This is a genomic window from Nocardioides convexus (assembly GCF_011090295.1).
Genome location: NZ_JAAMYA010000001.1, coordinates 99,566 through 123,073, shown reverse-complemented (window position 1 = coordinate 123,073; position 23,508 = coordinate 99,566). Strand labels below are relative to the sequence as shown.

35 protein-coding genes, 1 other RNA gene, 8 pseudogenes and 2 riboswitches are annotated in these 23,508 nt (G+C 73.9%); of the genes and pseudogenes, 21 read left to right on the top strand and 23 right to left on the bottom strand.

The genetic code is table 11. The annotated features are described in order from the left end of the window. Positions 1–283: 283 nt before the first annotated feature. The 7 genes from G5V59_RS00965 to G5V59_RS00935 all read right to left on the bottom strand — a co-directional run bounded on the left by G5V59_RS00965 (position 284) and on the right by G5V59_RS00935 (position 3,005). The gene (locus tag G5V59_RS00965; RefSeq protein WP_278255292.1) at positions 284–805 is read right to left on the bottom strand and encodes an excalibur calcium-binding domain-containing protein; all 522 of its coding nucleotides are present in this window, start codon (positions 803–805) and stop codon (positions 284–286) included. Between the two features lie 215 nt (positions 806–1,020). Further along, positions 1,021–1,398, bottom strand: coding sequence for an HhH-GPD-type base excision DNA repair protein (locus G5V59_RS00960; protein WP_341351112.1), 378 nt, complete (start codon positions 1,396–1,398; stop codon positions 1,021–1,023). 247 nt (positions 1,399–1,645) lie between these two features. After that, a complete protein-coding gene (locus G5V59_RS00955; RefSeq protein WP_278255291.1) occupies positions 1,646–1,984 on the bottom strand; it encodes a hypothetical protein in 339 nt (112 codons plus the stop codon). Continuing rightward, positions 1,935–2,165 carry a hypothetical protein gene (locus tag G5V59_RS00950; protein ID WP_278255290.1) on the bottom strand — a complete coding sequence of 77 codons (231 nt, stop codon included), beginning with the start codon at positions 2,163–2,165 and terminating at the stop codon, positions 1,935–1,937. The genes G5V59_RS00955 and G5V59_RS00950 overlap by 50 nt, the downstream gene beginning before the upstream one ends. A gap of 78 nt (positions 2,166–2,243) precedes the next feature. Beyond that, complete coding sequence (locus G5V59_RS00945; protein WP_278255289.1) at positions 2,244–2,495, bottom strand: hypothetical protein; 252 nt, start codon at positions 2,493–2,495, stop codon at positions 2,244–2,246. 1 nt (position 2,496) lies between these two features. Beyond that, positions 2,497–2,805 (bottom strand): hypothetical protein, encoded by a 309-nt coding sequence (locus tag G5V59_RS00940; protein WP_278255288.1) that lies wholly within the window; start codon positions 2,803–2,805, stop codon positions 2,497–2,499. Next, positions 2,805–3,005, bottom strand: coding sequence for a hypothetical protein (locus tag G5V59_RS00935; protein WP_278255287.1), 201 nt, complete (start codon positions 3,003–3,005; stop codon positions 2,805–2,807). Before G5V59_RS00935 ends, G5V59_RS00940 begins: the two co-directional genes overlap by 1 nt. Before the next feature lie 76 nt (positions 3,006–3,081). On the opposite strand from G5V59_RS00935, the gene G5V59_RS00930 reads away from it, so the two are divergent. The 7 genes and pseudogenes from G5V59_RS00930 (at position 3,082) to G5V59_RS00900 (ending at position 5,533) form a co-directional block, all read left to right on the top strand. Then, the gene (locus tag G5V59_RS00930) at positions 3,082–3,318 is read left to right on the top strand and encodes a hypothetical protein (protein WP_278255286.1); all 237 of its coding nucleotides are present in this window, start codon (positions 3,082–3,084) and stop codon (positions 3,316–3,318) included. Beyond that, positions 3,291–3,395, top strand: a pseudogene (locus tag G5V59_RS00925) (hypothetical protein); the annotation flags it as partial. The gene G5V59_RS00930 and the pseudogene G5V59_RS00925, both read left to right, overlap by 28 nt. Positions 3,396–3,510: 115 nt before the next feature. Further along, a pseudogene (locus G5V59_RS00920) lies at positions 3,511–3,633 on the top strand (circularly permuted type 2 ATP-grasp protein); the annotation flags it as partial. A 61-nt stretch (positions 3,634–3,694) separates the two neighbouring features. After that, positions 3,695–3,763: pseudogene (locus tag G5V59_RS00915) on the top strand (hypothetical protein); the annotation flags it as partial. Positions 3,764–3,866: 103 nt separating this feature from the next. Next, positions 3,867–3,995 (top strand): annotated as a pseudogene (locus G5V59_RS00910) (circularly permuted type 2 ATP-grasp protein); the annotation flags it as partial. Between the two features lie 73 nt (positions 3,996–4,068). Then, entirely contained in the window at positions 4,069–4,230 is a 162-nt protein-coding gene (locus G5V59_RS00905; RefSeq protein ID WP_278259551.1) for a circularly permuted type 2 ATP-grasp protein, read from the top strand. A 622-nt stretch (positions 4,231–4,852) separates the two neighbouring features. Next, on the top strand, positions 4,853–5,533 hold the full coding sequence (locus G5V59_RS00900; RefSeq protein WP_278255285.1) for an alpha-E domain-containing protein: 681 nt from the start codon (positions 4,853–4,855) through the stop codon (positions 5,531–5,533). Between the two features lie 37 nt (positions 5,534–5,570). Here G5V59_RS00900 and G5V59_RS00895 read toward each other — a convergent pair whose 3' ends face one another. Further along, the gene (locus G5V59_RS00895) at positions 5,571–5,693 is read right to left on the bottom strand and encodes a hypothetical protein (RefSeq protein WP_278255284.1); all 123 of its coding nucleotides are present in this window, start codon (positions 5,691–5,693) and stop codon (positions 5,571–5,573) included. Here G5V59_RS00895 and G5V59_RS00890 point away from each other — a divergent pair. Next, positions 5,676–6,380, top strand: a complete 705-nt coding sequence (locus G5V59_RS00890) for a transglutaminase family protein (protein ID WP_278255283.1) — start codon at positions 5,676–5,678, stop codon at positions 6,378–6,380. The two genes, G5V59_RS00895 and G5V59_RS00890, sit on opposite strands and share 18 nt — an antisense overlap. Before the next feature lie 6 nt (positions 6,381–6,386). On the opposite strand, the gene G5V59_RS00885 is transcribed toward G5V59_RS00890, so the two are convergent. Further along, the gene (locus G5V59_RS00885; protein ID WP_278255282.1) at positions 6,387–6,623 is read right to left on the bottom strand and encodes a hypothetical protein; all 237 of its coding nucleotides are present in this window, start codon (positions 6,621–6,623) and stop codon (positions 6,387–6,389) included. 249 nt (positions 6,624–6,872) lie between these two features. Here G5V59_RS00885 and rnpB point away from each other — a divergent pair. Further along, an RNA gene (gene rnpB / locus G5V59_RS00880) (RNase P RNA component class A) lies at positions 6,873–7,257 on the top strand. 61 nt (positions 7,258–7,318) lie between these two features. On the opposite strand, the gene G5V59_RS00875 is transcribed toward rnpB, so the two are convergent. From G5V59_RS00875 to G5V59_RS00865, 3 genes are all read right to left on the bottom strand, one after another. Next, positions 7,319–7,705, bottom strand: a complete 387-nt coding sequence (locus G5V59_RS00875) for a hypothetical protein (RefSeq protein ID WP_278255281.1) — start codon at positions 7,703–7,705, stop codon at positions 7,319–7,321. Between the two features lie 62 nt (positions 7,706–7,767). Next, positions 7,768–8,208, bottom strand: a complete 441-nt coding sequence (locus tag G5V59_RS00870) for a DUF5994 family protein (RefSeq protein WP_278255280.1) — start codon at positions 8,206–8,208, stop codon at positions 7,768–7,770. A 142-nt stretch (positions 8,209–8,350) separates the two neighbouring features. Continuing rightward, positions 8,351–8,515: a hypothetical protein gene (locus G5V59_RS00865; protein WP_278255279.1), complete on the bottom strand. Its 165-nt coding sequence runs from the start codon at positions 8,513–8,515 to the stop codon at positions 8,351–8,353. A gap of 161 nt (positions 8,516–8,676) precedes the next feature. Here G5V59_RS00865 and G5V59_RS35415 point away from each other — a divergent pair. The 3 genes and pseudogenes from G5V59_RS35415 to G5V59_RS00850 form a co-directional block, all read left to right on the top strand. Further along, a pseudogene (locus G5V59_RS35415) lies at positions 8,677–8,940 on the top strand (MFS transporter); the annotation flags it as partial. Positions 8,941–9,058: 118 nt separating this feature from the next. Then, positions 9,059–10,714 carry an MFS transporter gene (locus G5V59_RS00855; protein ID WP_278255278.1) on the top strand — a complete coding sequence of 552 codons (1,656 nt, stop codon included), beginning with the start codon at positions 9,059–9,061 and terminating at the stop codon, positions 10,712–10,714. Between the two features lie 91 nt (positions 10,715–10,805). After that, positions 10,806–11,426 (top strand): annotated as a pseudogene (locus tag G5V59_RS00850) (TIGR03619 family F420-dependent LLM class oxidoreductase); the annotation flags it as partial. Here the strand turns inward: G5V59_RS00850 and G5V59_RS00845 are convergent. Beyond that, positions 11,362–12,495, bottom strand: a complete 1,134-nt coding sequence (locus tag G5V59_RS00845; protein ID WP_278255277.1) for a Fic family protein — start codon at positions 12,493–12,495, stop codon at positions 11,362–11,364. The pseudogene G5V59_RS00850 and the gene G5V59_RS00845 overlap by 65 nt on opposite strands. 347 nt (positions 12,496–12,842) lie before the next feature. On the opposite strand from G5V59_RS00845, the gene G5V59_RS00840 reads away from it, so the two are divergent. From G5V59_RS00840 to G5V59_RS00815, 5 genes and pseudogenes are all read left to right on the top strand, one after another. After that, positions 12,843–13,058: a hypothetical protein gene (locus G5V59_RS00840; RefSeq protein ID WP_278255276.1), complete on the top strand. Its 216-nt coding sequence runs from the start codon at positions 12,843–12,845 to the stop codon at positions 13,056–13,058. Between the two features lie 8 nt (positions 13,059–13,066). After that, positions 13,067–13,129, top strand: a riboswitch (guanidine-III (ykkC-III) riboswitch). A gap of 12 nt (positions 13,130–13,141) precedes the next feature. After that, entirely contained in the window at positions 13,142–13,498 is a 357-nt protein-coding gene (locus G5V59_RS00835; RefSeq protein WP_278259550.1) for a multidrug efflux SMR transporter, read from the top strand. A 507-nt stretch (positions 13,499–14,005) separates the two neighbouring features. Continuing rightward, a pseudogene (locus tag G5V59_RS00825) lies at positions 14,006–14,839 on the top strand (nicotinate-nucleotide--dimethylbenzimidazole phosphoribosyltransferase); the annotation flags it as partial. Positions 14,840–14,906: 67 nt separating this feature from the next. Then, a complete protein-coding gene (locus tag G5V59_RS00820; RefSeq protein WP_341351111.1) occupies positions 14,907–15,041 on the top strand; it encodes a nicotinate-nucleotide--dimethylbenzimidazole phosphoribosyltransferase in 135 nt (44 codons plus the stop codon). A 41-nt stretch (positions 15,042–15,082) separates the two neighbouring features. Beyond that, positions 15,083–15,781, top strand: a complete 699-nt coding sequence (locus tag G5V59_RS00815; RefSeq protein ID WP_278259548.1) for an adenosylcobinamide-GDP ribazoletransferase — start codon at positions 15,083–15,085, stop codon at positions 15,779–15,781. Here G5V59_RS00815 and cobU read toward each other — a convergent pair. The 4 genes from cobU to G5V59_RS00795 form a co-directional block, all read right to left on the bottom strand. Continuing rightward, a complete protein-coding gene (gene cobU / locus G5V59_RS00810; protein ID WP_278255275.1) occupies positions 15,778–16,299 on the bottom strand; it encodes a bifunctional adenosylcobinamide kinase/adenosylcobinamide-phosphate guanylyltransferase in 522 nt (173 codons plus the stop codon). The genes G5V59_RS00815 and cobU overlap by 4 nt on opposite strands. Further along, on the bottom strand, positions 16,296–16,427 hold the full coding sequence (locus G5V59_RS00805) for a hypothetical protein (protein ID WP_278259547.1): 132 nt from the start codon (positions 16,425–16,427) through the stop codon (positions 16,296–16,298). The genes cobU and G5V59_RS00805 overlap by 4 nt, the downstream gene beginning before the upstream one ends. A 174-nt stretch (positions 16,428–16,601) precedes the next feature. Continuing rightward, positions 16,602–17,528, bottom strand: coding sequence for an RNB domain-containing ribonuclease (locus tag G5V59_RS00800; protein ID WP_278255274.1), 927 nt, complete (start codon positions 17,526–17,528; stop codon positions 16,602–16,604). Beyond that, a complete protein-coding gene (locus G5V59_RS00795) occupies positions 17,488–17,733 on the bottom strand; it encodes a hypothetical protein (protein ID WP_278255273.1) in 246 nt (81 codons plus the stop codon). The genes G5V59_RS00800 and G5V59_RS00795 overlap by 41 nt, the downstream gene beginning before the upstream one ends. Before the next feature lie 23 nt (positions 17,734–17,756). Between G5V59_RS00795 and yaaA the strand changes: the two genes are divergently transcribed. Continuing rightward, positions 17,757–18,590 carry a peroxide stress protein YaaA gene (gene yaaA, locus G5V59_RS00790; RefSeq protein ID WP_278255272.1) on the top strand — a complete coding sequence of 278 codons (834 nt, stop codon included), beginning with the start codon at positions 17,757–17,759 and terminating at the stop codon, positions 18,588–18,590. On the opposite strand, the gene G5V59_RS00785 is transcribed toward yaaA, so the two are convergent. From G5V59_RS00785 to G5V59_RS00760, 6 genes are all read right to left on the bottom strand, one after another. Beyond that, positions 18,538–18,966, bottom strand: coding sequence for a histidine phosphatase family protein (locus tag G5V59_RS00785; RefSeq protein ID WP_278255271.1), 429 nt, complete (start codon positions 18,964–18,966; stop codon positions 18,538–18,540). The two genes, yaaA and G5V59_RS00785, sit on opposite strands and share 53 nt — an antisense overlap. Beyond that, positions 18,963–19,190, bottom strand: coding sequence for a histidine phosphatase family protein (locus tag G5V59_RS00780; protein WP_278259546.1), 228 nt, complete (start codon positions 19,188–19,190; stop codon positions 18,963–18,965). The genes G5V59_RS00785 and G5V59_RS00780 overlap by 4 nt, the downstream gene beginning before the upstream one ends. 79 nt (positions 19,191–19,269) lie before the next feature. Further along, positions 19,270–19,707, bottom strand: a complete 438-nt coding sequence (locus G5V59_RS00775; RefSeq protein ID WP_278255270.1) for a reverse transcriptase-like protein — start codon at positions 19,705–19,707, stop codon at positions 19,270–19,272. Further along, positions 19,704–20,006 (bottom strand): hypothetical protein, encoded by a 303-nt coding sequence (locus tag G5V59_RS00770; RefSeq protein ID WP_278255269.1) that lies wholly within the window; start codon positions 20,004–20,006, stop codon positions 19,704–19,706. Before G5V59_RS00770 ends, G5V59_RS00775 begins: the two co-directional genes overlap by 4 nt. Before the next feature lie 81 nt (positions 20,007–20,087). Beyond that, a complete protein-coding gene (locus G5V59_RS00765) occupies positions 20,088–20,456 on the bottom strand; it encodes a hypothetical protein (protein WP_278255268.1) in 369 nt (122 codons plus the stop codon). Continuing rightward, positions 20,453–21,574 (bottom strand): Nif3-like dinuclear metal center hexameric protein, encoded by a 1,122-nt coding sequence (locus G5V59_RS00760; RefSeq protein WP_278255267.1) that lies wholly within the window; start codon positions 21,572–21,574, stop codon positions 20,453–20,455. The genes G5V59_RS00765 and G5V59_RS00760 overlap by 4 nt, the downstream gene beginning before the upstream one ends. Positions 21,575–21,597: 23 nt before the next feature. Beyond that, positions 21,598–21,782: riboswitch (cobalamin riboswitch) on the top strand. A gap of 54 nt (positions 21,783–21,836) precedes the next feature. Between G5V59_RS00760 and G5V59_RS00755 the strand changes: the two genes are divergently transcribed. The 3 genes and pseudogenes from G5V59_RS00755 to G5V59_RS00745 all read left to right on the top strand — a co-directional run. Next, a complete protein-coding gene (locus tag G5V59_RS00755; RefSeq protein WP_278255266.1) occupies positions 21,837–22,685 on the top strand; it encodes a nitrite reductase in 849 nt (282 codons plus the stop codon). Further along, the gene (locus G5V59_RS00750; RefSeq protein WP_278255265.1) at positions 22,682–23,347 is read left to right on the top strand and encodes a precorrin-8X methylmutase; all 666 of its coding nucleotides are present in this window, start codon (positions 22,682–22,684) and stop codon (positions 23,345–23,347) included. Before G5V59_RS00755 ends, G5V59_RS00750 begins: the two co-directional genes overlap by 4 nt. Next, positions 23,344–23,481, top strand: a pseudogene (locus G5V59_RS00745) (SAM-dependent methyltransferase); the annotation flags it as partial. The gene G5V59_RS00750 and the pseudogene G5V59_RS00745, both read left to right, overlap by 4 nt. Between the last annotated feature and the right edge of the window lie 27 nt (positions 23,482–23,508).

The following is a 23,508-nucleotide window of genomic DNA, read 5'->3' as shown; positions in this document are numbered from 1 at the left end:
TGGGCCATCAACGACTTCAGGTGAGCCGGCGCGACATCAGCGGCGCCGAACGCCTGGCGTACCTCCTCGGCGGTCACGCTTCCCGCTGGGGCGCCGCGCTCGATGAGCGCGACGATGGACGGGTGGCTGAGCACGGCGGGCGGGACCGAACGGTTCGAGGACACGAACACCTCTCGATACTGGCGGGTCTAGGGCGCGGCGAGGCCCGGAGGCGTCAAGACCGCTTTCGTCATTCTGCCACGGGGTCCGCAACGTCCCGGTATCCGGGGGTTCCTCGGCGCGGTCAGAACTCGCAGACCACTCCGTCGCCGTCGCGATCCTGGTAGTGGGAGTACTCCGGGTCGATACCCGCTTGATAGTTCCCGAACCCGTGGTCGTTCGCCTCGCCGCAGGTCCCGAACAGCGGGTCGGTGCGCGGCTCGGGAGCCGGGGCCGGCTTGGGCTTCGGCTTGGGCTTCGGCTTCGGCTTCGGCTTCGGCTTCGGCTTCGGCTTCGGCTTCGGCTCGGCCTGGGCGGTCGGTGTCGACGTGGCGGCCGTCGGCGAGTCCGTCGCGGCCGGGGTGCTCGGCGGCGTCGAGGTGGGCGGTACGTCGGCGAGGGCGGCCGGCGCCTTCTCCCGCACCTTCTCCGCGGCCGGGTCCGGATCGGTGTCCTCGTCGGGCGTGACAGCGACGACGACCACCACGAACGCGATCCAGGCCGCGGCGAGACCCAGGCCCCACTGAGCGTTGAGCCGGCCCTTGCGCCACAGGTAGATCGGCAGCGCCGGGATCCCGCAGCACAGCAGCAGCGCCAGGACGGCCACCAGTCTGTCCGCTCATCCTCGAGCCGCCACCCGCCTGCGGGGTCCATCCGTTCGCCATGGCGCGAAGATAGACCTGGACCTACCTCCCCCGTGGCAGATCACGGAAAGATCAGGCCTTCGCCTCGGCCTTCTTCGCCTTCTTGTAGTCGCGCACCTTCTGCAGGGACACCGGGTCGACCACGTCGGCCACCGAGCGATAGCCCTCCAGGGCGTAGTCACCGGCGGCCTTCTCCCACCCGTCGGGCCGGACGCCGAGCTCGCTTGGCCACCAGCGCGACGAAGATCTTCGCCTTCTGCGCACCGAAGCCGGGCAGCGCCTGCAGCCGCTTGGCCAGGTCCTTGCCGTCGGCAGCCTCGGTCCAGATCCGGGACGCGTCGCCGTCGTACTCCTCCACGACGATGCGGGCCACCTCCTGCAGCCGGGCCGCCATCGACCCCGGGAAGCGGTGGATCGCCGGGGTCGTCGAGCACAGCGCCGCGAACTCCTCCGGGTCGGCCGCCGCGATCGCCGCGGGGTCGAAGTCGCCGAAGCGGCCGATGACCTTCTGCGGACCGAGGAAGGCGTGCTCCATGGGGTACTGCTGGTCCAGCATCATCCCGATGAGCAGCGCGAAGGGGTTGGTCGTCAGCAGGCTCGTCGGCGTCCGGGTTGTCCGTGATGTGGATGGCCATGGGCTCATCCTGCCGGACCGCGGCGTCGCCACGGCACGTACGTCACCGTGAACTCCGGTCCCAGGGCCTCGCGCACCCGCTCGACGAGCAGTCGCGCCCGCCGGTCGAGACTCGGCGTAGGCCTGGTCGGTACGCATGCGGGGGTTGGCGTCGAGCATCTCCATCGCCTCACCCCACGCGCGCAGGTCGTTGACCAGGGGATCGCGCAGACCGAGCGCTCGCCGCAACCACTCCTCGTCGTCCGGCACGAGGCCTTCCCCGCTCCCCCACAGCGGTACGACGACGCCGTAGTCCCACATGAAGTGCAGGCTCCTGGCTCTCGAGCGTGAAGTCCTCCTCGCTCTCGAACACGTCCGGCGCCTCGGCGCTCCGGCGACCGGTGCGCTCGCGGCGCGGGCGCCGGGCACTCATGCGTTGCGCTCCGCCACCCGCTCCAGGCCGGTCCACAGCGCGTCCATCATCCGCTCGACCATGTCCTCGGCGGCGACGTCGGGGTGGCGGCGCCACCACTTGGCCGCCTGCTCGGCGGCACCCGAGATCGCATGGGCGTACGACGACGCGAACCGGCGTCGAGCCGGGGCACCGCGGCGCGGATCAGCCCGCCGATCACCTCCGCGGTGTCGTAGCGGTGGCGGGAGGCGGAGTCGGCGACCCGGCCCGCGACGGCGGCGCCTCCGCCGAAGAGCACGTCCCAGGCGGTGCCGGAGTCACGGACGAAGCCGAAGTAGGCACCGAAGCCGGCGCGGAGCCTGGTCCTCGGGCGTGGTCATCGAGCCGGCGGCGGAGACGACGGCGTCGTCCAGGCTCGGTGCGCGCGGCGCGCAGGCACTCGAGGTAGATCTCGTCCTTGTCGGCGAAGTACTTGTAGATCAGGGTGCGGGTGACGCCTGCGGCCGCGGCGATGTCCTCGACGGCGGTGCCCTGGTAGCCGTGCCGGACGAACACGTCGCGGGCCACCGCGATCAGGCTGGGCGCGGCGCACCTCGGGGGCGAGCCGGCGCCGGGGCTGCTCCCCCACCTCAGGCCTTCCACCCGAGCAGGACGCCGCCGGCCGTGATCGCCACGAACCACCACGCCCACGCCACGACGCCGACGGCCACGACCCAGCGCGGCCGGCTCCACCACACGAAGCAGAGCACGAGCAGGGCCACCCACGTGGCCAGCAGCACGACCACCGCCCACAGCGGCGCGAGGAGCCCGGAGGCGGCGTAGAGGAAGAACGAGGCGACGACCAGCACCAGTCCGACGAACGGCAGCGGGGAGATCCGCTGCCCGGTGGCCGGGTCGATCGCGACCGGACGGATCCGGCGCCGGCGCGCGAGCGGCACTAGGCGTCCGGCGCGGCGGCGTCGTCGTTCCAGTCCGGGTCGTTGTCCCACGCCGCGGTGCGCTCGGCGGCGTGCTCGACCGCGCGCGCAGCCTCGGCCTCGGTCGGGTACGGCCCGAGCCGGTCCTTGTTCGGGCACCCGTCGACACCCTCGACGGTGTGGTGCTTGAGGCAGAACCAGTACTCGCCTTCACTCGCCATGCCCCGAACCTACTCCAGTCCGGCTCTCGCCGCGTCGTGCAACATCCGCGTTACAGGACCTGAGTAGGGTCCGTTCATGAGCACCATGTTCGAGGGCTACGGGACCGGCGGACCCGCCTACGACGAGATGTTCGACGGCGAGTCGCTCCGCCCGCCGTACCAGCGGATGAGCGACTCGCTCGCGAAGATGAGCACGCCGGAGCCTGATCAGCCGGGTGGAGGCGCTGCAGGCGAGCCTACCTCGACCAGGGCATCACCTTCGACATCGGCGGCGAGGAGCGGGCGATGCCGCTCGACATCCTGCCCCGGGTGATCGAGATGGACACCTGGACCACGATCGAGCGGGGCCTGCAGCAGCGGGTCCGGGCGCTGGAGATGCTCCTCGCCGACGTCTACGACGCGGGCCACGTCTTCGACGACGGCGTGCTCCCCCGCCAGGTGATCACCACCAGGCTCCCACTTCCACCGCCAGGCCGCCACGATCCGCCCCGCCAACGGGGTCCGGGTGCACGTCTCCGGCATCGACCTGATCCGCGACAACAACGGCGAGTTCCGGGTGCTGGAGGACAACGTCCGGGTGCCGTCGGGGGTGTCGTACGTGATGACGAGCCGGCGCGCGATCTCCGCGGCGCTGCCCGAGGCGATCGCACAGCACCGGATCCGTCCGGTCGCGAGTCTACCCGCAACGGCTGCTCGCGGCGCTGCGGGCGGCGGCGCCGGCGGGCGTGGCGGACCCGACGGTCGTCGTGCTGACGCCCGGCGTCTACAACGGCGCCTACTTCGAGCACACCCTGCTCGCCCGGACCATGGGCGTGGAGCCTGGTGGAGGGCCGCGACCTGGTGTGCCGGCGCGGCGAGGTGATGATGCGCACCACCAAGGGGCTCGCCCCCGTGCACGTGATCTACCGGCGCGTCGACGACGAGTTCCTCGACCCGGTGCACTTCCGTGCGGACTCGATGCTCGGCTGCCCCGGCCTCATCGACGCGGCGCGGGCCGGCAACGTGACGCTGGCGAACGCCGTCGGCAACGGGGTCGCCGACGACAAGGCTCGTCTACACCTACATGCCCGACGTGATCCGCTACTACCTGAACGAGGAGCCGGTGATCCGCAACGTCGACACCTGGCGCTGCGGCGAGCCCGACCACCTCACCGAGGTGATGGACCGTCTCGACGAGCCTGGTCCTCAAGCCGGTCGACAGGCTCCGGCGGCAAGGGCATCGTGATCGGGCCGCGCGCCTCCCGCGAGGAGGCTCGCGGAGCCTGCGCGCCAAGGTGCTGGCGGACCCGCGCTCGTGGATCGCGCAGCCCGTCGTCCAGGCTCTCGACGGTGCCGACCTTCGTCGACGGCGAGCTCGGGCCCCGGCACGTCGACCTGCGGCCCTTCGCCGTGAACGACGGCAACCGGGTCTGGGTCCTGCCCGGCGGCCTGACCCGGGTCGCGCTCGGCAAGGGCGAGGCTGATCGTGAACTCCTCCCGTGGCGGCGGCACCAAGGACACCTGGGTGCTGGCCGGGCCGACCGCGCCGGAGCAACAGCAGCAGCAACAGCAGCAGTCGGGAGGTGGTCGGTGATGCTGAGCCGGATCGCGGAGTCCCTGTTCTGGATCGGCCGCTACATCGAGCGCGCCGACGACACCGCGCGGATCCTCGACGTGCAGACCCAAGCTGCTCCTGGAGGACGGCACGGTCGACGAGGCGCAGACCTGCCGGGACCTGCTGTCGTGCATGGGCATCGAGCCCTCGGAGGCCGCCGAGCACGGCGTCGACGTGTCCGGCGAGGTCTCCATCGACCAGGTGCTGCGGCTGCTCGCCTACGACCAGCACTCCCCCAGGCTCGATCGCCGCGGTGCTCGGCTCGGCGCGCGAGTCCGCCCGCGGTGCCCGCGAGACGCTGACCGTGCCGCTGTGGGAGGCGATCAACACCACCTGGCGCCCGATCCCCTCGGGCCACTTCGAGGCCCTGCGGCCGCCGTACATCTTCTCCTGGGTGCGCGAGCGCGCCGCCCTCATCAACGGCACCGCCGACGCCACCATGACCCGCGACGAGGGCTGGCAGTTCATCATGCTCGGACGCAACATCGAGCGCGCCGACATGACCTCGCGGCTGGTCGCCACCACCGCCCTGTCGGGCGCCGCGGGTCAGTGGACCTCGGCGCTGCGCGCATCCGGGGCCTACGACGCCTTCCTGCGTACCTACCGCGGGATCGAGACGGACCGGGCGGCGGCGGAGTTCCTGCTGCTGGACCGGCTCTTCCCGCGCTCGGTCGTCTTCGCCCTCGACCGGGCCGAGCAGTCGCTGGTCAACCTCTCCGGCGACCCGCGGCGCGCCGGCTTCCAGGACGAGGCGCAGCGGTTGATCGGGCGGACCCGGGCCGAGCTGGAGTACCGCTCGCTCTCGGACCTGGTCGAGGACCTGCCCGACGAGATGGAGCGCCTGCAACGCACCTGCGCCGCCGCCACCGACGCGATCGGGCGCCGGTACTTCGCCGGCGCGGAGGCGCTCGCCTGGAAGGGGGTCGGAGCATGAACATGCAGCACCGCATCGTGCACACCTCGGAGTACACCTACGACGGCGGCGCCATGGCGTCGTACAACCAGGCCCGGATGACGCCGGTGACCACACCCGAGCAGATCGTCGTCCACCACCGCCTCGACGTCAGCCCGAAGCCGTGGACCTTCTCCTCCACCGACTACTTCGGCTGCCCGGTCACCGCCTTCGAGGTCGTCGACCCGCACGAGTCGATGACCGTCACCGCCACCTCGACCGTGCAGGTCAACCGCTCCGGGGTCCTGCCGGAGGCCCGGTCCCCCTGGTCGTCGTACGCCGAGCGGGAGGTGGCGGACCGCTGGACGGAGTACCTCGTGCTCGGCGACCTCGTCGCCCCCTCGCTCGACTTCGCCGAGCCTGGTCCGCGAGATCGGCTCCGGTGCCGAGTGCGCCCGGCGAGGCCGCGCGGGCCGTCTGCCGGCTCGTGCACCGCCAGATCGACTTCCTGCCCGGGGCCACCGACGTCGAGTCCCCGGCCGTCCTCGCGTGGGAGCAGCGCGCCGGGGTGTGCCAGGACATGGTGCACCTCGCCATCGGCGGCCTGCGCACCCTCGGCATCCCCGCCCGCTACGTCTCCGGCTACGTGCACCCCGTCGAGGACCCGGTCGTCGGCGAGACCGTCGCCGGCGACTCGCGCGCCTGGCTGGAGTGGTGGGACGACGGCTGGCAGGGCTTCGACCCGAGCACCGACACCGCCCCCAACGAGCGGTACGTCGCCATCGGCCACGGACGTGACTACGGCGACGTGCCGCCCCTGCGCGGGATCTACACCGGCGCGCAGACGGCCCGGCTGGACGTGAGCGTGGAGATCACCCGGCTGGCGTGAGCCCGCTCAGTCGAGCCTGCCGGCCAGCCGCTCGACCCGCAGCACGTCGTACTCGTGCTCGGGGTCGCCGGTCATCGCGGCCGCCAGGCGCAGGTGCGGGAGCGCGTCGTCGTACCGGGCCTGGCGCTCCAGCGCCCGGCCGAGCGCGTGCCGGGCCCACGCGTCCGACGGGTCCTCCTCGACCAGCGAGCGCAGGCTCGTCGTGCGCCTTCTGCAGCCTGGGCGCGCATGAGGTAGGCCCATGCCCGCAGCGACCGCAGCCCCCGGTTGGTGGGCTCCTCGGCCAGGGCGGGCTCGATGACCTCCAGAGCCTCGCGGGGTGCGCGGCGACCGAGGAGGTCGTGCGCGGTGCGGAAGGCGTTGGAGTGGTGCGTCGTGGCGCCGGGAAAGACAATCGCGGGCGCCTGGATGCGGACCTCGGGCTGCGTCGTCTCGTTCATGGGACCTTCAACTGTCCATCGGGCCCGGTTGTTCCCTAGAGTGAGCCGCGGACGGGCTGGCCGGGCGACCGCGTGACCCATCGCCGCGAGGCGTCGGGCCCCGAGGAAAGTCCGGGCTCCACAGAGCAGGGTGGTGGGTAACACCCACCCGGGGTGACCCGCGGGAAAGTGCCACAGAGAACAGACCGCCTCCGGCTCGCCGGCGGCAAGGGTGAAACGGTGGGGCAAGAGCCCACCAGTGCACCGGGTGACCGGTGCAGACTCGGCAAACCCCACCCGGAGCAAGACCAGACAGCACACGCCGGTCTCGACTGAGAGGGCTGCTCGCCCGAGTGTGCGGGTAGGTCGCTCGAGGCTGTCGGCAACGGCAGCCCTAGATGGATGGTCGCCCTCCTGGCAACAGGGGACAGAACCCGGCTTACGTGCCAGCCCGTCCTCCATCACCGCCGCGCTCTGCCCGGCGCTCATCGGCGTTCGGAGGGGCAGGTCCGGCGTTCCTCAGCGATCGACCGCCTGGCTCCAGGTGATGGCGATCCGCAGGACCTCCGGTCCCACGAGACCGACGAGCAGGACCCTCCGGCCCTCGAGCGAGGGCAGGCTGACCGACCTTGACCCGTCCGTGACGGGTGAAGACCTCCTCGGCGACCACCTGCCAGTCGCCGGGCACGTAGGCCAGGCGGTCGATCCGACCACGGGTCGCGGGGAACTCGTCGACGAGGTGGGCCGCCTCCCTCGTGAGGTCGAAGGCTGTACGGCGCCCACCGGCCGCCGACGTGCAGGCTGCTGGGGCGCTCCAGCAGGCTGCAGCCTCAGGTGTCCCAGCGCTGCCGGAGCGCGCCGCCGTGGGTCGTACTGGGGATAGCCGTTGCTGCTCGTCCGGTCCATGAGGATGCGTCTTCCTCAGCCCTCGAGACTCGTTCCAGGCGCGATGCCCGAGGTGCGCCTGATCATGACCGGCCACCTGCAGGAGGCTCGCCCGCAGTGCGGCGATTCGCTTCGTCGGCCGCCGCCGACATGACGCGGGCGGCCTCGTGGTCGCCGAAGACGCTGGGCACCACCACGAGCCGCAGCCTCACCCCGGAGGACAGGACGGCGACCATCACGTGGGTGTCGTCGCTGGGGAACGAGCCGACCTTCACCGGGCCACGCCGGGCACGGATCTTGCGCAGCGCCGCCCCGGAGGCGTCCGGCTCCCAGTCGGGACGCGAGTACAGCAGGCGAGCCACGTGACCGACCGGATCGGGAAAGTGGTCGACGAGGTCAGCGCCCTCGACAGCGAGGTCTCGCGACTGCGGCCACCAGGCGCCGTCGAGGGGGCCGGCGTGAACGCCGTCGGCGACGGCCAGCCGGAGGGGGACGCGATCTGATCGGGTTGCTGGCGTCGCCATGACGCCCACCTTCCGTGGCTGCCCTGGGAGCTCGACGAGCCAGGCGTGGCAGCGTGGTTGTCCTCGACCCTACTCCTCGCCCCGCGCAGCGCCGATTCGCCTGGCGCTGCTGCCTCACGCGACCGTCGTGACGGGCCCCGGCTCAGGAGTCTCCCGCTCCAGGACCGTCGGCGTTCTCCTCGGTGATGTTCACGTCGTCCTCGACCGGAGGGTGCGGCGCGGCCGGTCCCTCCGGGGTGCTCTCGGCGTCACGAGGTGCTCGGGCAGCGAACTCGGTGGGCTCGACGGGGTCGTTCTCGGTGGTCACGGGTGGCCTTCCTGGCGAGGGTCGGTGGTGAGGTGTGCGGCCCTGGTGCTACCCGCTGCCGGCCGTCGGAACCGGCCGGGGATCGGTGAAGGCGCGGTGAAACCGGTGTGAAACCGGTCCTGCCTAGCGTTCCCGACGAACGCCGCCGAAGGGAGACCACCATGTCCAGCACCACGATCGCGACGCAGAGTCCGTCGCGCACCTATCCGTCGCTGCGTGCGGCGTGGATCCCGATGGCCGCGCTGTGCCTGGCCTTCTTCGTCGAGATGGTCGACAACACCCTGCTGTCCATCGCGCTGCCGACCATCGGCCGCGACCTGGGCAGCGGTACGACGGCGCTGCAGTGGGTCACCGGCGCGTACTCGCTCACCTTCGGCGGCCTGCTCCTGACCGCCGGCTCGATCGCGGACCGGTTCGGCCGGCGCCTCGTGCTGCAGGTCGGCCTCGCCGCGTTCGGCCTGCTCAGCCTGCTGGTGATCTTCGTGAGCACCGCCGACGAGCCTGATCGCCCTGCGCGCCGCGCTGGGCGTGGCAGCCGCGGCGATGGCTCCGATCACGAACTCCCTGGTCTTCCGGCTCTTCGACGACAAGACGTTGCGGATGCGCGCGATGACCGTGATGATCCTCGTCGGCATGTCCGGCTTCATCCTCGGTCCGCTGCTCGGAGGCACGGCGCTCGCGCACGTGCGGTGGGAGTGGCTGCTGCTGGTCAACGCACCGATCGCGCTGATCGCCTTCGTCGGAGTCCGCCTGGGCGTGCCCGCCGACGACCCGGACGGCCTGACCGAGGACCGGCTCGACCTCCCCGGCGCACTGCTCAGCATCACCGCCATCGGCCTGGCCTGCTGGTCGCTGACCAGCGGCGTCGAGCACGGCTGGTCCTCCGCGCTCACCGTCGCCTCGATCGTCGGCGCCGTGCTGGCCGGTGTGGGCTTCGTGGGGCACGAGCGGCGTACCGCCTCCCCCATGCTGGACCTCGGCCTCTTCACGAACGGCACCGTCCGCGGCGCGGTCATCGCCCAGGTCGGTACGGCGATCGCCATGGCCAGCGTGATGTTCGGGCTGATCCTGCACTTCCAGTTCGCCTACGGCTGGAGCCCGGTGCGGGCGGGCCTGGCGAACCTGCCGATCATCGTCACGATGATCCTTGCGACCCCGCTGTCCGAGGGCCTCGCCGCCCGCTTCGGGCACCGGATCGCCTGCCTGGTCGGTGCGCTCGCGCTGGCGGGCTCCCTGGCCGGGCTGGCCTGGGGCGTGGAGCACGGCTACCCCGCGATCGCCGCGGCCATGGTGGTGATGACCGTCGGCCTGCGCACCGTGATGACCATCTGCGCGATCGCCCTGGTCGACGCGATGCCCGCCAACCGGACCTCGATGGGCGCCTCGCTCAACGACACCGCCCAGGAGATCGGCACCAGCGTCGGCACGGCGGTCGTCGGCACCATGATCGCCGCGCTGGTCACCGCCCAGGCTCCCGGCCGGCACCTGGAGCGGCGCGCTCGTGCAGTCGTTCTTCCACGGCGAGCGGATCACCTACGCCGTGCTGGCCGTCGTGGTCGGCGTGGTGGCGGTCGCGGGAGCGCTGACCCTCACCGACTCGCGCTCGACGGAGGAGCACCCGGCCGAGCCGGAGTGAGGCGCCGCGGCCGGGTCCCGCGCCGTGGTTCTCACATGCGAGGACGATCACGGCATGGGACCCGGCGGTCGTGGGTACACCCACGACCAGGTCCGCGTGGCCAGGCCCCGGCGGACGGTGGGCTATCGGGCCGCCGGGGCCGCTCCGGACCGGGCTGGTCCGCTCCGGACCGGCTAGGAGGTGCCCGCCGCGACGACGGCGGGGTCACCGCTGGCCGGGACGGCACCGGCGGCGATCCAGGCGGCCGCCGTGCCCCACACGGGCAGGGTGCGCACACCCATCGGGTCGGCGTGGCCGGCCGCGCGCCAGTGCTCGAGCACCAGTTCGGCCTCTTCGCGCGTGGCGAAGGCGCCGGCGCGGACCTCGCTGATCTCGTCGCCCTCGAACATCAGGCGGATGGGCACGTGGACCTCGAGTCTGCTCGCTCATCGGGGAGACTCCCCTCGGTCGACCGGCTCTTTGCCACGGACCCGGAAGGACGGCCCCCCGTTGTCTCGAAGGGCCACGTCTCCGACCGTACGCCGCCCCACCTCCCCTGTCGAGTCTGCGGAATGGGCGGGTGACGACGCTGGTTGCGCCGGTCATGGATCTCGAGGTCGTCCTGCCGGACGAGTCGCCGGCAATGCCGGTGCGAACGCTCACCCAGGCTGGCGCGTGCGGCGGAGGAGCCTGGGCTACACCACCGCCTGGCTGCCGGACCACGTGCTGCCGCCGGGTGCGTACGGCGCCGTCTTCGGCGGGGTCTACGAGCCACTGGTGACGATCGGCCACCTCAGCGCGGTCACCGAGCACCTGCGGCTGGGTACGTCGGTCCTGGTGGCCCCGCTGCGGAATCCCTTCGTGCTCGCCAAGCAGGTCGCGACCCTGCACCACCTCTCGGCGGGCCGGGTGGTCCTCGGCGTCGGCGTCGGCTGGAGCGAGCCGGAGTTCGCCGCGGTCGGCGCCGACCACACCCGCCGCGGCGCTGTCACCGACGACACGCTCGACCTGCTGCGGCACCTCTTCGCCGGAGGCGTGGCGCCCTACCGCGCCCGCCGGTTCTCCTACGACGAGGGCGTGTTCGCCCCCGTTCCGGACACCCCGGTGCCGATCATGATCGGCGGCAACAGCGACGCGGCGCTGCGCCGGGCGGCGCGCCACGGAGACCTCTGGCAGGGCCTGCCGTCGAGCCCGGAGGAGTTCGCCGAGCGCGCGGGCCGGCTCGCGGAGCTCAGCGGTGAGCGCGAGGTCGTGCCCGGGCTGCGGATCGGCTGGGACGGGGCGGGCTCGGCCGAGGAGGTCGCGGACCGCGTCGCGGCGTACCGGGACGCCGGAGCACAGCGGGTCGCGGTCCACCTCGGCGACCACGAGGGCACCCTCGCGCGGATGGAGGCGCTGGCCGAGGCCGTGGCTCGGCACTGAGCCTCAGGCCCGGCGTCCCGCCCGCTCGGCGAACGCGTCCAGCGCGTCGATCACGTCCCGTGCGACCCAGACCCGGTTGCGCCGGCCTCCCCCGCTCCGGGTGAGGATGCCGGCGGACTCCAGGCTGCTCGACCGCGCGCTGGGCGGCGGAGAGTGCGACGCCGGTGGCGTCCACGACGTACGCGACGTTGACGGCGGGCTGGTTGAGCAGCAGCGGGAGCAGGCGGCGGGCGGCGGAGCCGCGGCGGGAGGACAGCACGCCGGACCACTCGCCGTGGATCTGCTCCAGGTCGGCGACCAGGTGGCGGCCGTTGTCGACGGCGCGGAAGGAGGCGCCGGCGAACTGGCGCACGATCGGGGCGATGTCGCCCTCGCGGTAGGCCGTGAGGGCGTCGAAGTACGCCGCAGTGTCGGTCAGCAGGCCGGCCGAGACCGGGACGGTGAGCCGGCGGGTGACGTCGGCGCGGCGCAGCATGGCGTGCACGAGGGTGCGCCCGACCCGGCCGTTGCCGTCGTTGAAGGGGTGGATCGTCTCGAACTGGGCGTGCGCGACGGCGGCGTGGACCAGGACGGGCAGGTCGGCGCGCCGGACGAACGCGACGAGGTCGGCCATCGCTGCCGGGACGCGGTCGTGGTGGGGCGGGACGAAGGAGGCGGTGTGGGGGCTGATCGCGTCGCTGCCGATCCACACCTGGCGCGAGCGGAAGCGGCCGGGATCGGCGTACGGATGGCCGGTCAGCAACGCGTCGTGCGCGGCGAGGATGGTGTCGGCGCTGATCTCCTCGGCGAGGTCCACGGCCCGGCGCAGGGCGGTGACGTTGGCCGCGACCAGCCGCGCGTTGGGGCCGGTCTCCTGCTCGATGGCGGCCAGGGCGAGCGCCCGGGCCCCCGCGGTGACGCCCTCGATCTGGGAGGAGGACGCGGACTCGGTGCGGAGCAGCACCGCGGCGAGCGGCGCCAGGCTCGGCGACCGCGGTCACCTCGGAGTCGAAGCGGGTCAGCGCGCGCACGGCGTCCTCGGCCTCGGCCCGGAGCGCGGCGTCGTACGACAGGCTCGGCGCTCGCGATCGCGGCCGGCACCGCGGCCCGGTAGGACCCGCGCGCGGCCAGGCGGCGCCGGCGCGACGCGGACCCGTCCATCGGCCGGTCCCAGGGGCGGGTCTCCCAGCCGACCGCGGGCGGCGCCATGGGTTCCGGGGGCATGGAGCGATCTTACACCACTTTAGAGAGATAAAGTGGTGCAGCAGGGGCGCCAGCACCACCGAGGCGCGCGGGGACCACAATGAGCGGATGGACGAGAACCGGTACGGCGTCACCCCCCGCTGGAAGATCCTCGCGTTCGGGCTGCCGGTCGCGATCCTCCTGGCGGCGGCGGGCGTCTACCTCAGCCTCGTCTCCTGGGGCGTCATCGGCGACGAGGAGTCCAAGGGGCTGAGCGTCCTCGGGCCGCTGGTGGCCGGCTTCGGGGTGGCGCTGGGCTGGGTCGTCGCCCGGCCGCGCCGGTAGGCTCGGCGGCACGGCCTCGACGAGGCCGCCGGACGAGGGAGCCGTACCCGGAACGCGACAAGACGGCCACGGAGGTGGCGGTCATGGCGTGGTTGGCGCTGGTGGTGTCCGGTGGGCTGGAGGCGGTGTGGGCGACCGCGCTCAGCCGCAGCGAGGGCTTCTCGAGGCTCGCGCCCAGCATCGTGTTCGCGGTCGCCGTGGTGGCGAGCATGGCCGGGCTCGGCTACGCGATGCGCACCCTCCCCGTCGGCACCGCGTACGCGGTCTGGGTCGGGATCGGGGCCGCGCTCACGGTGGTGATCGCGATGGTGTCCGGCGAGGAGCCCGTCAGCCCGCTGCGGATCGCCCTGATCCTCGGGCTGGTGGGGTGCGTGGTCGGCCTCAAGGCTGGCCCACTGAGCGGCCAGGAGGCGAGCACCCGGCAGTCCCCCTCGGCGTAGCGGTGCAGGCTCGAGGCGCTCGGCCCGGCAGGTCGCGGGCAGCAACGTAGCCAGCGATGCCCGGACCGACTCCGGCGTGACGGAGGCCGAGGTCTGGTCGAGGGTCAGGTGCGGCACGGGGTCGGGGAAGGCGCCGGCGTACGGCGGGTGCTCGGGATAGCGCTCTCCTAGCGCGGCGGTGAGCGTCGAGAAGGGCGTCGTGGGGGCGGGGACCAGGTGCAGCAGGCCGTCCGCGAAGGCCTCGACCGCGGTCAGCGTGAACGAGAAGGGCGCGACGGCGGCGGCCACGGCGGCCACGGACGCCAGGTCGTCCGACCCCGGAGCGGCGACCCAGGGCGAGAGCACGGTGATGTGGGCGTGCGTGAAGGCCGGGTCGCGGGAGACCCACGACGGCGCGTAGTGCTCCCAGCGCCCGCGCACCCACGGCTCCAGGTCCGGCACCGGGACGAGCAGCACGGTGTGGGACGGGGCGGCCGGCGGCACGGCGTGACGGTAGCGTGCGGCCCCATGAACGCCATCGCCGCGCCCGATCCCGCCGTACGGAACGCCGCCGCGGAGCGGCTCGCCGGGCTGGCGACGCCCGCCGGTGCGCTCGGCCGGCTGGGTGAGCTCGGGGTCTGGGTCGCCGCGACCCAGGGCCAGTGCCCGCCGGCGCCGCTCGACAACGTGCGGCTGGTGATCTTCGCCGGGGACCACGGCGTCGCGCAGCACGGCGTCTCGGCCTACCCGCCCGCGATCACGCCCGCGATGGTACGCACCTTCGTGCTCGGCAAGGCCGGTGTCTCCGCGCTCGCCGGCGCGCACGGGGTGAGCGTGCGGGTCCTCGACATCGGCGTGGACGACGACCTCGAAGGCGTGCCGGCCGACGTCACCGCGCACAAGGTACGACGCGGCAGCGGCGCCATCCACCGGGAGGACGCCCTCACCGCCGAGGAGACGGCGCAGGCGCTGGCGGCCGGCCGTGCGGTGGCCCGCGAGGAGATCGCCGCAGGCGCCCAGATGCTGCTCTCGGGCGACATGGGCATCGGCAACACCACCCCGGCCTCCGCGCTCGTGGCCGCGGCGCTCGGCCTCCCGGCCGTCGAGGTCACCGGTCGCGGCACCGGCGTCGACGACGCGGCCCTGCTGCACAAGCAGGCCGTCGTGCAGCAGGCGCTCGACCGCGCCGGCTCCCGGCTGGACGACCCGGTCGAGACCCTGCGCGCGGTGGGCAGCGCGGACCTCGCGGCCACCGTCGGCTACCTCGTCGAGGCCGCCGAGCAGGGCGTGCCCGTGCTCCTCGACGGGCTGATGTCGGTGGCCTGCGCGCTGACCGCCGACCGGGTCGCGCCGGGCGCGGCGGCCTGGTTCGCGGCGGGTCACCGCTCGACCGAGCCGGCCCAGTCGCTCGCCCTCGACAAAGCTCGGCCTGGAGCCGGCCCTGGACCTCGGCCTGCGGCTGGGCGAGGGCTCGGGCGCGGTCGCCGCCGTACCGGTGCTGCGCTCGGCGGTCGCCCTGCTGCGCGACGTCGCGCTGCTCGCCGACCTGATGCCGCCCCAGTGAGCGTCGCCGTCGGGGGCCGCAGCCTGCGGCTCGCGATCGGGATGCTGACGGCGCTGCGGGTGCCGGCCGTGACCACGGTGACGCCGGGGGTCGCGACGGGGGCGCTGCTGCTGGCGCCCTTGGCGGTGCTGCCCCTGGGTGCCCTGGTGGCAGGCGTCGTGTGGGGCGGCCAGGAGGCGGACCTCCCGCCGCTGGCAGTGGCCTTCGCCGCTCTCGCCCTGCTCGCCGTCGGTAGCCGGGCGCTGCACCTGGACGGCCTCTCGGACGTGGCGGACGGGCTCACCTCGTCCTACGACCGGGAGCGCTCGCTGGCCGTCATGAAGTCCGGCACGGCAGGCCCGGCCGGCGCCGCCGCACTGGTCCTCGTGCTCGGCACCCAGGCCGCCGGTCTTGCGGGCACGGGGCCCTGGGTGGCCGGCGCCGCGGTCTGCGCCTCGCGGGCCGCGCTGTGGATCACCTGCTGCGCGCTCGTGCCGCCTGCTCGCCCGGACGGGCTGGGGCTGACCTTCACCCGGCGCGTCCCGGTCGCCGTCGCCCTGGCCGGCTGGGCCGCTCTCGCCGGCCTCGCCGTGCTGGCCGACCCGGTCCGGGGACCGGTGACGGTGGCCGTCGCGGGGGCGCTCGTGGGGGCGCTGACCTGGCACGCCGTACGGCGCTTCGGTGGCGTCACCGGTGACGTGTTCGGAGCCGCGATCGAGGTCGCCCTCGCGGCGCTGCTCGTGGGTGCCGCGGGCCTCTAGAGCCGCAGCACCCGCCCGGCCACGACGAGGTGCACCTCGTCGCAGGCCTCGGCCACCCGCTGGTTCACCGTGCCGAGCAGGTCACGGAAGAGCCGCCCCGACCGCTCCCCCGGTACGACGCCGAGGCCCACCTCGTTCGTCACCAGCACCACCGGTGCGGTCGCCCCGGCCACGGCCGCGGCGATCGCGTCCACCTGCGCGAGGACGTGCTCCTCGACCTCGCCGACCGGCGACTCCCACAACCCGGCCGCGTCGATCACCGCGGTCAGCCAGGTGCCGAGGCAGTCGACCAGCACCGGCCCGGTCGCGCCCGCCAGCACCCCGGCGACGTCCTGGGTCTCCTCGGTGCGCCAGGTGGCAGCCCGGCGCTCGCGGTGGGCGGCGATCCGGGCGGCCCAGTCGGCGTCGTCGTAGCGGGGGCCGGCGGCGACGTAGGTGACCTCCGGCTCCGACGCCAGCAGGGACTCCGCGTGGCGGGACTTGCCGGAGCGGACACCGCCGGTGACCAGGACCCTCACGCGAGCTCGAAGGCGACCTTGCGGGCGGTGACGTCGGCGGTCACCAGCCGGGCCGTCACGTCCTCGCCCAGCGGCAGTGGCTCGTCCGAGCGGATCGGCGCCTCCACGCCGACCTCGGCGAGCAGCACCACGCCCTCCCCCGGCTTGTCCTCGTGGACGCTGGTGACCACGCCCGCGAAGTCCTGGCCGACCCGGTCGGCGAGGATCGCGGCCTCCAGCAGGTCCAGGACGGCCCGCTCGTAGGAGCCCGCCCGGCGGCCGGACTCCTGCAGGCTCCTTCGGCAGGGAGGGCAGAGCGGCCCTCACCCAGTCCGGGACGGGGGTGCCGGCGCAGATCGCGACGCACACCTCGCCGGCGTACCGGTCCCCGAGGCGGCGCAGCGGCGCCGTGACGTGGGCGTACTCGGCGGCGATCGCGGAGTGCTGCGTCTGCTCGGGGAGGCTCGCCGTCGAAGGCGGCGTACCCGCTGCCGCGCAGCAGCCGGGTGCACGCCACGACCATCGCCTGGTGCGCGGGCTTCGCGGGGTCGAGGGAGCGGATGAACGCCGGGTAGCCGAGGTCGTCCGGCCACGAGATCCGCAGGCCCTTGGCGACCCGGCGCAGCCGGGCGACGTCGCGCGGGTCGGCCGGCGGCAGGGTCCGCAGCAGGCCGACCTTGGCGCCGACCATCAGCGAGGCGGCGCCGATGCCGGTGAGCAGCGAGATCTGGGCGTTCCACTGCTCGACCGGGAGTCTGCTGGCGGAACACCAGGCGGAAGCCGCCGTCGACCTCGTCGACCTCCTGCTCCGGCAGCGGGAGCGAGACGCCGCCGCGGTCGACCTCCTGCTGCTCGCGCAGCCGGCCGACCTCGCGCAGCAGCACGAGCACGTCGCCGGCGGTGCCGTCGTCGAGCGCCTTCTGGGCGTCGACGTAGGACCAGCGGGCGGTGGAGCGGACCGTGGCCCGCTCGACGGAGACCTTGCCGAGCGCGCCGGCGGCATCGACCCCGATCGTCCACAGCAGTGCGGGCCGGACCTGGTCGGGCAGCAGCGACGCGGCGCCCTCGGACAGCGCCGGCGGGTGCAGCGGGATCCGGGTGCCGGCGCCGTAGAGCGTCTCGCCGCGGCGGTGCGCCTCCTGGTCGACGGGGTCGCCGGGGTGCACGAAGGCGGCGACGTCGGCGATGGCGTAGTGGACGACGTATCCGTCACCCGCCTTCTCGATGTGCACCGCCTGGTCGAGGTCCATCGACCCCTCGGGGTCGATGGTGATGAACGGCAGGTCGGTCCGGTCCAGCCCGGGCAGCGTTGCTCCGGCCGCGGCACGCTCGGCGGCGGCCTCGACCTCGGCGGGGAAGCCGTCCGGGAGCTCGGGCTCCCGGGCGATCGCACGCAGCCCCTCCTGGACCTCCGGAGAGCCTCGCCTTGACCCGGACCACGACGTTGCTGGGCATGACCTCGACCCTATCCTTGCCCGGTGCTGATCCTGCTGCCGCCGAGCGAGGGCAAGTCCACCCCGTCGCGGGGCAAGCCGCTCGACCTCGCCGCGCTCTCCTCCCCCGCGCTGACGCCCGCACGCAGCGAGGTGCTCGACGCGCTCGTGACGCTGTGCCGCGAGGACGGCGACAAGGCCGCCTCCGTGCTGGGGCTCTCCGCCGGCCAGCGCGACCTGGTGGAGCGCAACGCCGACCTGCCGCACGCGCCGACCGCACGGGCGGACCGCATCTACACGGGCGTCCTGTACGACGCCCTCGACGTCGAGACCCTGACCGCGGCGGCCAAGCGCCGGGCCACCTCACGGCTGGGCGTGGCGTCCAGCCTGTTCGGCCTGGTCCGGCTCGGGGACCGCATCCCGTCGTACCGGCTCTCGGGGGACGTGAGCCTGCCCGCCCTCGGCCCGGTGGCCGGGGTGTGGCGCGAGGCGCTGCCGCCGGTGATGGACGCCGCGATCGGCAAGGGGTTGTTCGTGGACCTGCGCTCGGGGATGTACGCCGCGTTCTGGCGGCCCGGGCCCGACCTGGCCAGGCGGACCGCCACCGTCCGGGTGCTGCACGAGCACCAGGGCACCCGCAAGGTCGTCAGCCACTTCAACAAGGCCACCAAGGGCCGGATCGTGCGCGCCCTGCTGGAGGACGGCGCGGACCCGCGCACCCCGGCCGCGCTCGCGAGCACCCTGGAGCGACTGGGCTGGACGGTCGAGGTCGGCGCGCCGACGAGGTCCGGCACGCGACTCGACGTGGTCGTCAGCGAGCCTGTAGTCACCAGCGGCCGGTGTCGCGGAGGGTTCGACGCCCCGGCGCGAGCGCGTTGAAGAAGCGCAGCGAGCCACGCCGCTCGCCGGTGCGAGGGTCCGGGTAGAACGCGATCACCGAGACCGCGGCCGGGGCGAGCTCCATCCGGAAGAGCGCGTCCAGCGGCGCCTCGAGCGCGTGCCCGACGAGGGTCTTGATCGGCGTCACGTGGCTGACCACGACGACGGTGCGCCCGGCGTGCTCGTCGAGCAGCCGGTCGAGCCCGGCGAGCACCCGCTCGCGGACCTCCAGGAAGGACTCCCCACCCGGCGGCGCGACGGCCATGTCGGCGAACCACGCCTCCATCCGCTCCTTGTCGCGCTCGGCGACCTCGGTGAAGGTCATCCCGTCCCACTCGCCGAACTCCATCTCGGCGAAGCCCGGCTCCTCGGTCACCGGCAGGCCCAGACTCGGAGGCGATCGCCTCCGCCGTCTCGCAGGTACGACGCACCGGGGAGGTGACGACGGCGTCGATGCTCTCCTTCAGGCTCGCTCAGCCAGCGGGCCACCTCGGCGGCCTGGGCGAGGCCCTCCTCGGACAGTGCGGGGTTGTCGCCGCCGAGGCCACCCGAGAAGCGGCGGCCGGTCGTGTGCGGGGTGACGCCGTGGCGGACCAGCACGACGGTGGTCGGCTCCCCCGGGCCGGTCGCGGGCGAGGACGCCTCCTCCGCCGCGGACTCCGGCTCGTCGGCGACGCCGTCACCCGCCACCGTGACCCCCGAGCGCAGCCCGTCGAGGGCCTCGTTCGCGAGCCGGTCGGCGTGCGCGTTCTCCGCGCGCGGCACCCAGGTGTACGTCGTGCCCTCGGGCGCGATCGCGGCCGCCTCGGCGGCCAGCGCCTTCATGTCGGCGTGCTTGATCTTCCAGTTGCCGGACATCTGCTCCACGACGAGTCTGGGAGTCCATCCGCACCTCGACCGCGGCACCGGGGGCGTGCTCGACGGCGAGCGCGAGACCGGCGACGAGCCCGGAGTACTCCGCCACGTTGTTGGTCGCCACCCCGATCGTCCGGGCGTCCTCGGCGAGCACGGCGCCGGTGGCGGCGTCCCTCAGCACCGCGCCGTACGACGCGGGGCCGGGGTTGCCGCGCGAGCCGCCGTCGGCCTCGACGACGACCCGGTCAGGAGTGGGGATCACAGCCCGCTCTCGGCGGTGCGGACCAGGATCCGCTGGCACTCCTCGTGCCGGACCACCGTCTCCGGGGACAGCGCCCGGATCTCGGCGAGTCTCGCTGGCGTCCAGCGCGAGCCTGGCAGCCGCTGCACTGCCGGGCACGCAGCGCACCCACGGCCACGCCGCCCTTGCTGGCGCGCGGCTTGTCGTAGAGCGCGAGCAGGTCGGCGGGGATGTCGGCGACGATCGGGTCGCGCCGGGTGCTCACGGCGAGGATCTCGGCGTCGAGTCTCACCGGCCTTCTCGTCACGCGCGGACGTCACTCACCGAGCCTGGGCGTCGATCTCCTCGACGGCGCCGGTCGACTCGGCAAGCGCGGCCTGTGCCTCCTCGAGCCTGCTCCATCACCTCCAGGCTCCTCGTCCTCCAGCGTGGAGATCCGTCGCTCCAGCGAGGCGAGACTCGTGCTGCATCCGCTCCAGCGCCTTGGGATCGCCGATGGCGCCGGAGTCCATCCGGTCCCGGTCGCGGGTCCGGCGCGCCTTGACCTGCTCCACGTCGGCATCCGCCTTGGCCTGGGCCGCGGTGAGGTCGTCCACGACGATGCGCTGGTCGCGCAGCCGCCCGTCGATGTCGCCGCGGCGACCGAGCAGGCTCCTTGATCTGCGCGGCCTGCGGCGGGTTGGCCCGCACGTGCCGGAGCCTGGTCGACCTGGGAGTCGAGGGCCTGGAGGTCGAGCAGGCGGAGCCTGCGCGGCGGGATCGGCGTTCACAGGTGCATTGTCCAAGGATCGGTGACGATCTCGCTCACCCGGGTGTCGACGGCGTCGCCGAGGGCCTCGGTGAGGCGGCGTGCGACCACCGGCAGCCAGGTCCACTCCGCCGCCCAGTGCGCCACGTCGACCAGCGCCGGACCGTCCTTCTCGACGAACTCCGCGGCCGGGTGGTGCCGCAGGTCGCTGGTGACGTAGGCGTCCACGTCGAGCGCCGCGACCCGGTCGAGCAGGAAGTCGCCGGCGCCGCCGCAGACCGCCACGCGTCGTACCGGACGGTCCGGGTCGCCCGCCACCCGTACGCCGGCCGCGGTGGTCGGCAGCGCGGCCGAGATGTTGCCCGCGAGCTCGGCGAGGCTCACCTGCGGGAGGCTGCCGATCCGGCCGGTGCCGGTCGCGGCGAGCCCGGGGTCGGCGACCTCGACCACGTCGTAGGCCGGCTCCTCGTAGGGGTGCGCGGCGAGCAGGGCGCGGACGACGTCGGCCCGCACCGCACGGTCGAGGACCACCTCGATCCGCACCTCCTCGACGGTCTCCAGCTCGCCGACGGTGCCGATCAGCGGGTCCGCGCCCTTCAGCGGCCGGAAGCGGCCCTCGCCGGGGGCGCTGGTGAAGGAGGCGAAGTCGTAGTCGCCGATCCGGCCGGCGCCGGCCTCGGCCATGGCGGCCCGCACCGGCGCAGCGGCGTCGGCGGGGACGAAGACGGTGACCTTGTCGCGCGGGCCGCCCGGCGCGGGGACGATCGGCTCCAGGTCGGTCAGGCCCAGCGCCAGGGCGAGGGCCTCGGAGACCCCGCCGGCGGCCTGGTCGGCGTTCGTGTGGGCGGTCAGCAGCGCCGTACCGGCCTTGGTCAGGGTGTGCAGCGTGCGCCCCTTGGGCGTGGTCGCGGCCACGCCGTGCACCGGCTTGAGGAAGAGCGGGTGGTGGACGACGAGCAGGTCGGCCTTCCAGTCCGCGGCCTCCTCGGCGACCGCGGGCGTCGGGTCGACGGCGAAGAGCACCCGCTTGACCGACTGCGCCGGGTCGCCGGCGACGAGGCCGACGGCGTCCCAGGAGTCGGCGGTCGCGGGCGGGTACCAGCCGTGGAGCAGGGTGACGACGTCCTCGAGCGCGGGCATGTCGGCCAGGCTAGCGGGGCCGTTGGTAGTCTGCCGGTGCCAGTCGACCTCCCCGGAGGTCAGGGAACCCGGTGCGAGTCCGGGACTGACGCGCAGCGGTGTGGGTGACGGGCGGAGCACGACGTCACTGGACCCTCCGGGGCCTGGGAAGACGCTCCGCACCGGATGATCCCGAGTCCGAAGACCTGCTGGCCCTTGCGACGTACCGCTCGCGAGGTCGTGAGGGGAGATCGCGAGGATCCCCGGCCTCGAAGGACCACAGATGGCGCGCAGCCGACCGGACCGGTGCCCGGGCATCGTGCACCCGTGGCCCGCCGACGACGGCGGCCTGGTGCGGATCCGCGTGCCCGGTGGCCGGGTCGCGCTGTCCGCGCTGCGCGCGCTGGCGGAGGTCGCGGCGACCTACGGCGACGGGCGGGTGCGGGTCACCGGCCGCGCGAACCTCCAGGTCCGCGCCATGCCGCTGGCCGGTGACCGGCTCGCCGACGAGGCGCTCGACGCCCTGGAGGCGACCGGCCTGCTGCCCTCGCGGGCGCACGACCGGATCCGCAACGTGCTGGCCTCCCCGCAGACCGGGTACGCCGGCGGGCGCGCCGACCTGCGCCCCGTGGTGACCGCGCTCGACGCCGTCCTGCTCGGCGACGAGGCGCTGGCGGGTCTGCCGGGGCGCTTCCTGTTCACCCTCGACGACGGCCGCGGCGACCTCGCCGAGCGGCACAAGGACCTCGGCCTGGTGGCGCTCGACGCGCAGACCGCGCAGGCTCCCGCGTCGGCGAGGGCTGGGGCGAGGTGGTCACGCTGGCCGGGGCCGCGGACGCCCTCGCCGGCCTGGCCCGGGACTTCCTGGTCGCCCGCGGCACCGGCCCCGCGGCGGCCTGGCACGTGGCCGAGCCTGCCCGCTTCCCTGGCCCCGCTCCGAGACCCGCGGCCCGGCGCGGACGTGCGCAGCGAGCCGCTGCCTTTCGGTGCGGTGCCCGGCGGCGAGCACGTCCCTGTCGGCGACGACGGGCTGTCCTCCGCCGACCTCGCCGCGTGGCGAGCCGAGACCGTCGTCGTGACCCCGTGGCACGGCGTGCTGATCCCCGAGCCGCTCCCCGAGGAGACCCCATGACCGACCTGACCGCTCCCCCGCGTCGGTACGACTACATCGCCGACGGCCCGGCGATCTACGTCGACTCCTTCGCGACGATCCGCCGCGAGTCCGACCTGTCCGGGGTGCCGGCGGACGCGGAGAAGGTCGCCGTCCGGATGATCCACGGCAGCGGGCAGACCGACCTGGTCCGCGACCTCGTCGTCCACCCCCGCCTCGCCGAGGCCGGCCGGGCCGCGCTGGCCGCGGGCGCGCCGATCCTGTGCGACGCCCGGATGGTCGCGATGGGCATCACCGCCGGGCGGCTGCCCGCGGACAACCCGGTGCACTGCTTCCTCACCGACGAGCGGGTCCCGGCGCTGGCGAAGGAGTGGTCCACGACCCGCACCGCCGCCGCGGTCTCCCTGTGGACGCCCTACCTGGAGGGGGCGGTGGTCGCGATCGGCAACGCTCCGACCGCGCTCTTCCACCTGCTCGAGATGATCCTCGACGGCGCTCCGCGCCCGGCCGCGATCGTCGGCTGCCCGGTCGGCTTCATCGGTGCCGCCGAGTCGAAGGACGCGCTCGCGGCCTTCGCCGACAAGCACGGCATCGACATCCCGTTCGTCACCGTGCGCGGTCGTCGCGGCGGCTCGGCCATGGCATCGTCGGCTGTCAACGCGCTCGCCCAGGAGGCGGAATGACCGGGCACTTCCACGTCGTCGGCATCGGTCCCGGCGACCCCGAGTCGATCACCCGCAAGGCCGAGCGCCTGGTCGGCGCCGCCGCCGTGGTCGCCTTCCACGCCGGGGTCCGCAAGGAGTCGCACGCCCGCCGGATCGCGGCGCACCTGATCCCGGCGGAC

What these genes read in the sequence shown, in the direction of transcription:
- G5V59_RS00800 (WP_278255274.1), bottom strand. Translation starts at nt 17,528, where the DNA reads ATGGACCTCGACCAGGCGGTGCACATCGAGAAGGCGGGTGACGGATAC.
- G5V59_RS00885 (WP_278255282.1), bottom strand. Translation starts at nt 6,623, where the DNA reads ATGGGCCTACCTCATGCGCGCCCAGGCTGCAGAAGGCGCACGACGAGC.
- G5V59_RS00875 (WP_278255281.1), bottom strand. Translation starts at nt 7,705, where the DNA reads ATGGACCGGACGAGCAGCAACGGCTATCCCCAGTACGACCCACGGCGG.
- G5V59_RS00935 (WP_278255287.1), bottom strand. Translation starts at nt 3,005, where the DNA reads ATGGCGAGTGAAGGCGAGTACTGGTTCTGCCTCAAGCACCACACCGTC.
- G5V59_RS00760 (WP_278255267.1), bottom strand. Translation starts at nt 21,574, where the DNA reads ATGCCCGCGCTCGAGGACGTCGTCACCCTGCTCCACGGCTGGTACCCG.
- G5V59_RS00960 (WP_341351112.1), bottom strand. Translation starts at nt 1,398, where the DNA reads ATGCTGGACCAGCAGTACCCCATGGAGCACGCCTTCCTCGGTCCGCAG.
- G5V59_RS00930 (WP_278255286.1), top strand. Translation starts at nt 3,082, where the DNA reads ATGAGCACCATGTTCGAGGGCTACGGGACCGGCGGACCCGCCTACGAC.
- G5V59_RS00750 (WP_278255265.1), top strand. Translation starts at nt 22,682, where the DNA reads ATGACCGACCTGACCGCTCCCCCGCGTCGGTACGACTACATCGCCGAC.
- G5V59_RS00795 (WP_278255273.1), bottom strand. Translation starts at nt 17,733, where the DNA reads ATGCCCAGCAACGTCGTGGTCCGGGTCAAGGCGAGGCTCTCCGGAGGT.
- G5V59_RS00855 (WP_278255278.1), top strand. Translation starts at nt 9,059, where the DNA reads ATGGCTCCGATCACGAACTCCCTGGTCTTCCGGCTCTTCGACGACAAG.
- G5V59_RS00815 (WP_278259548.1), top strand. Translation starts at nt 15,083, where the DNA reads ATGCTGACGGCGCTGCGGGTGCCGGCCGTGACCACGGTGACGCCGGGG.
- G5V59_RS00835 (WP_278259550.1), top strand. Translation starts at nt 13,142, where the DNA reads ATGGCGTGGTTGGCGCTGGTGGTGTCCGGTGGGCTGGAGGCGGTGTGG.
- G5V59_RS00840 (WP_278255276.1), top strand. Translation starts at nt 12,843, where the DNA reads ATGGACGAGAACCGGTACGGCGTCACCCCCCGCTGGAAGATCCTCGCG.
- G5V59_RS00870 (WP_278255280.1), bottom strand. Translation starts at nt 8,208, where the DNA reads ATGGCGACGCCAGCAACCCGATCAGATCGCGTCCCCCTCCGGCTGGCC.
- G5V59_RS00755 (WP_278255266.1), top strand. Translation starts at nt 21,837, where the DNA reads ATGGCGCGCAGCCGACCGGACCGGTGCCCGGGCATCGTGCACCCGTGG.
- G5V59_RS00905 (WP_278259551.1), top strand. Translation starts at nt 4,069, where the DNA reads ATGCCCGACGTGATCCGCTACTACCTGAACGAGGAGCCGGTGATCCGC.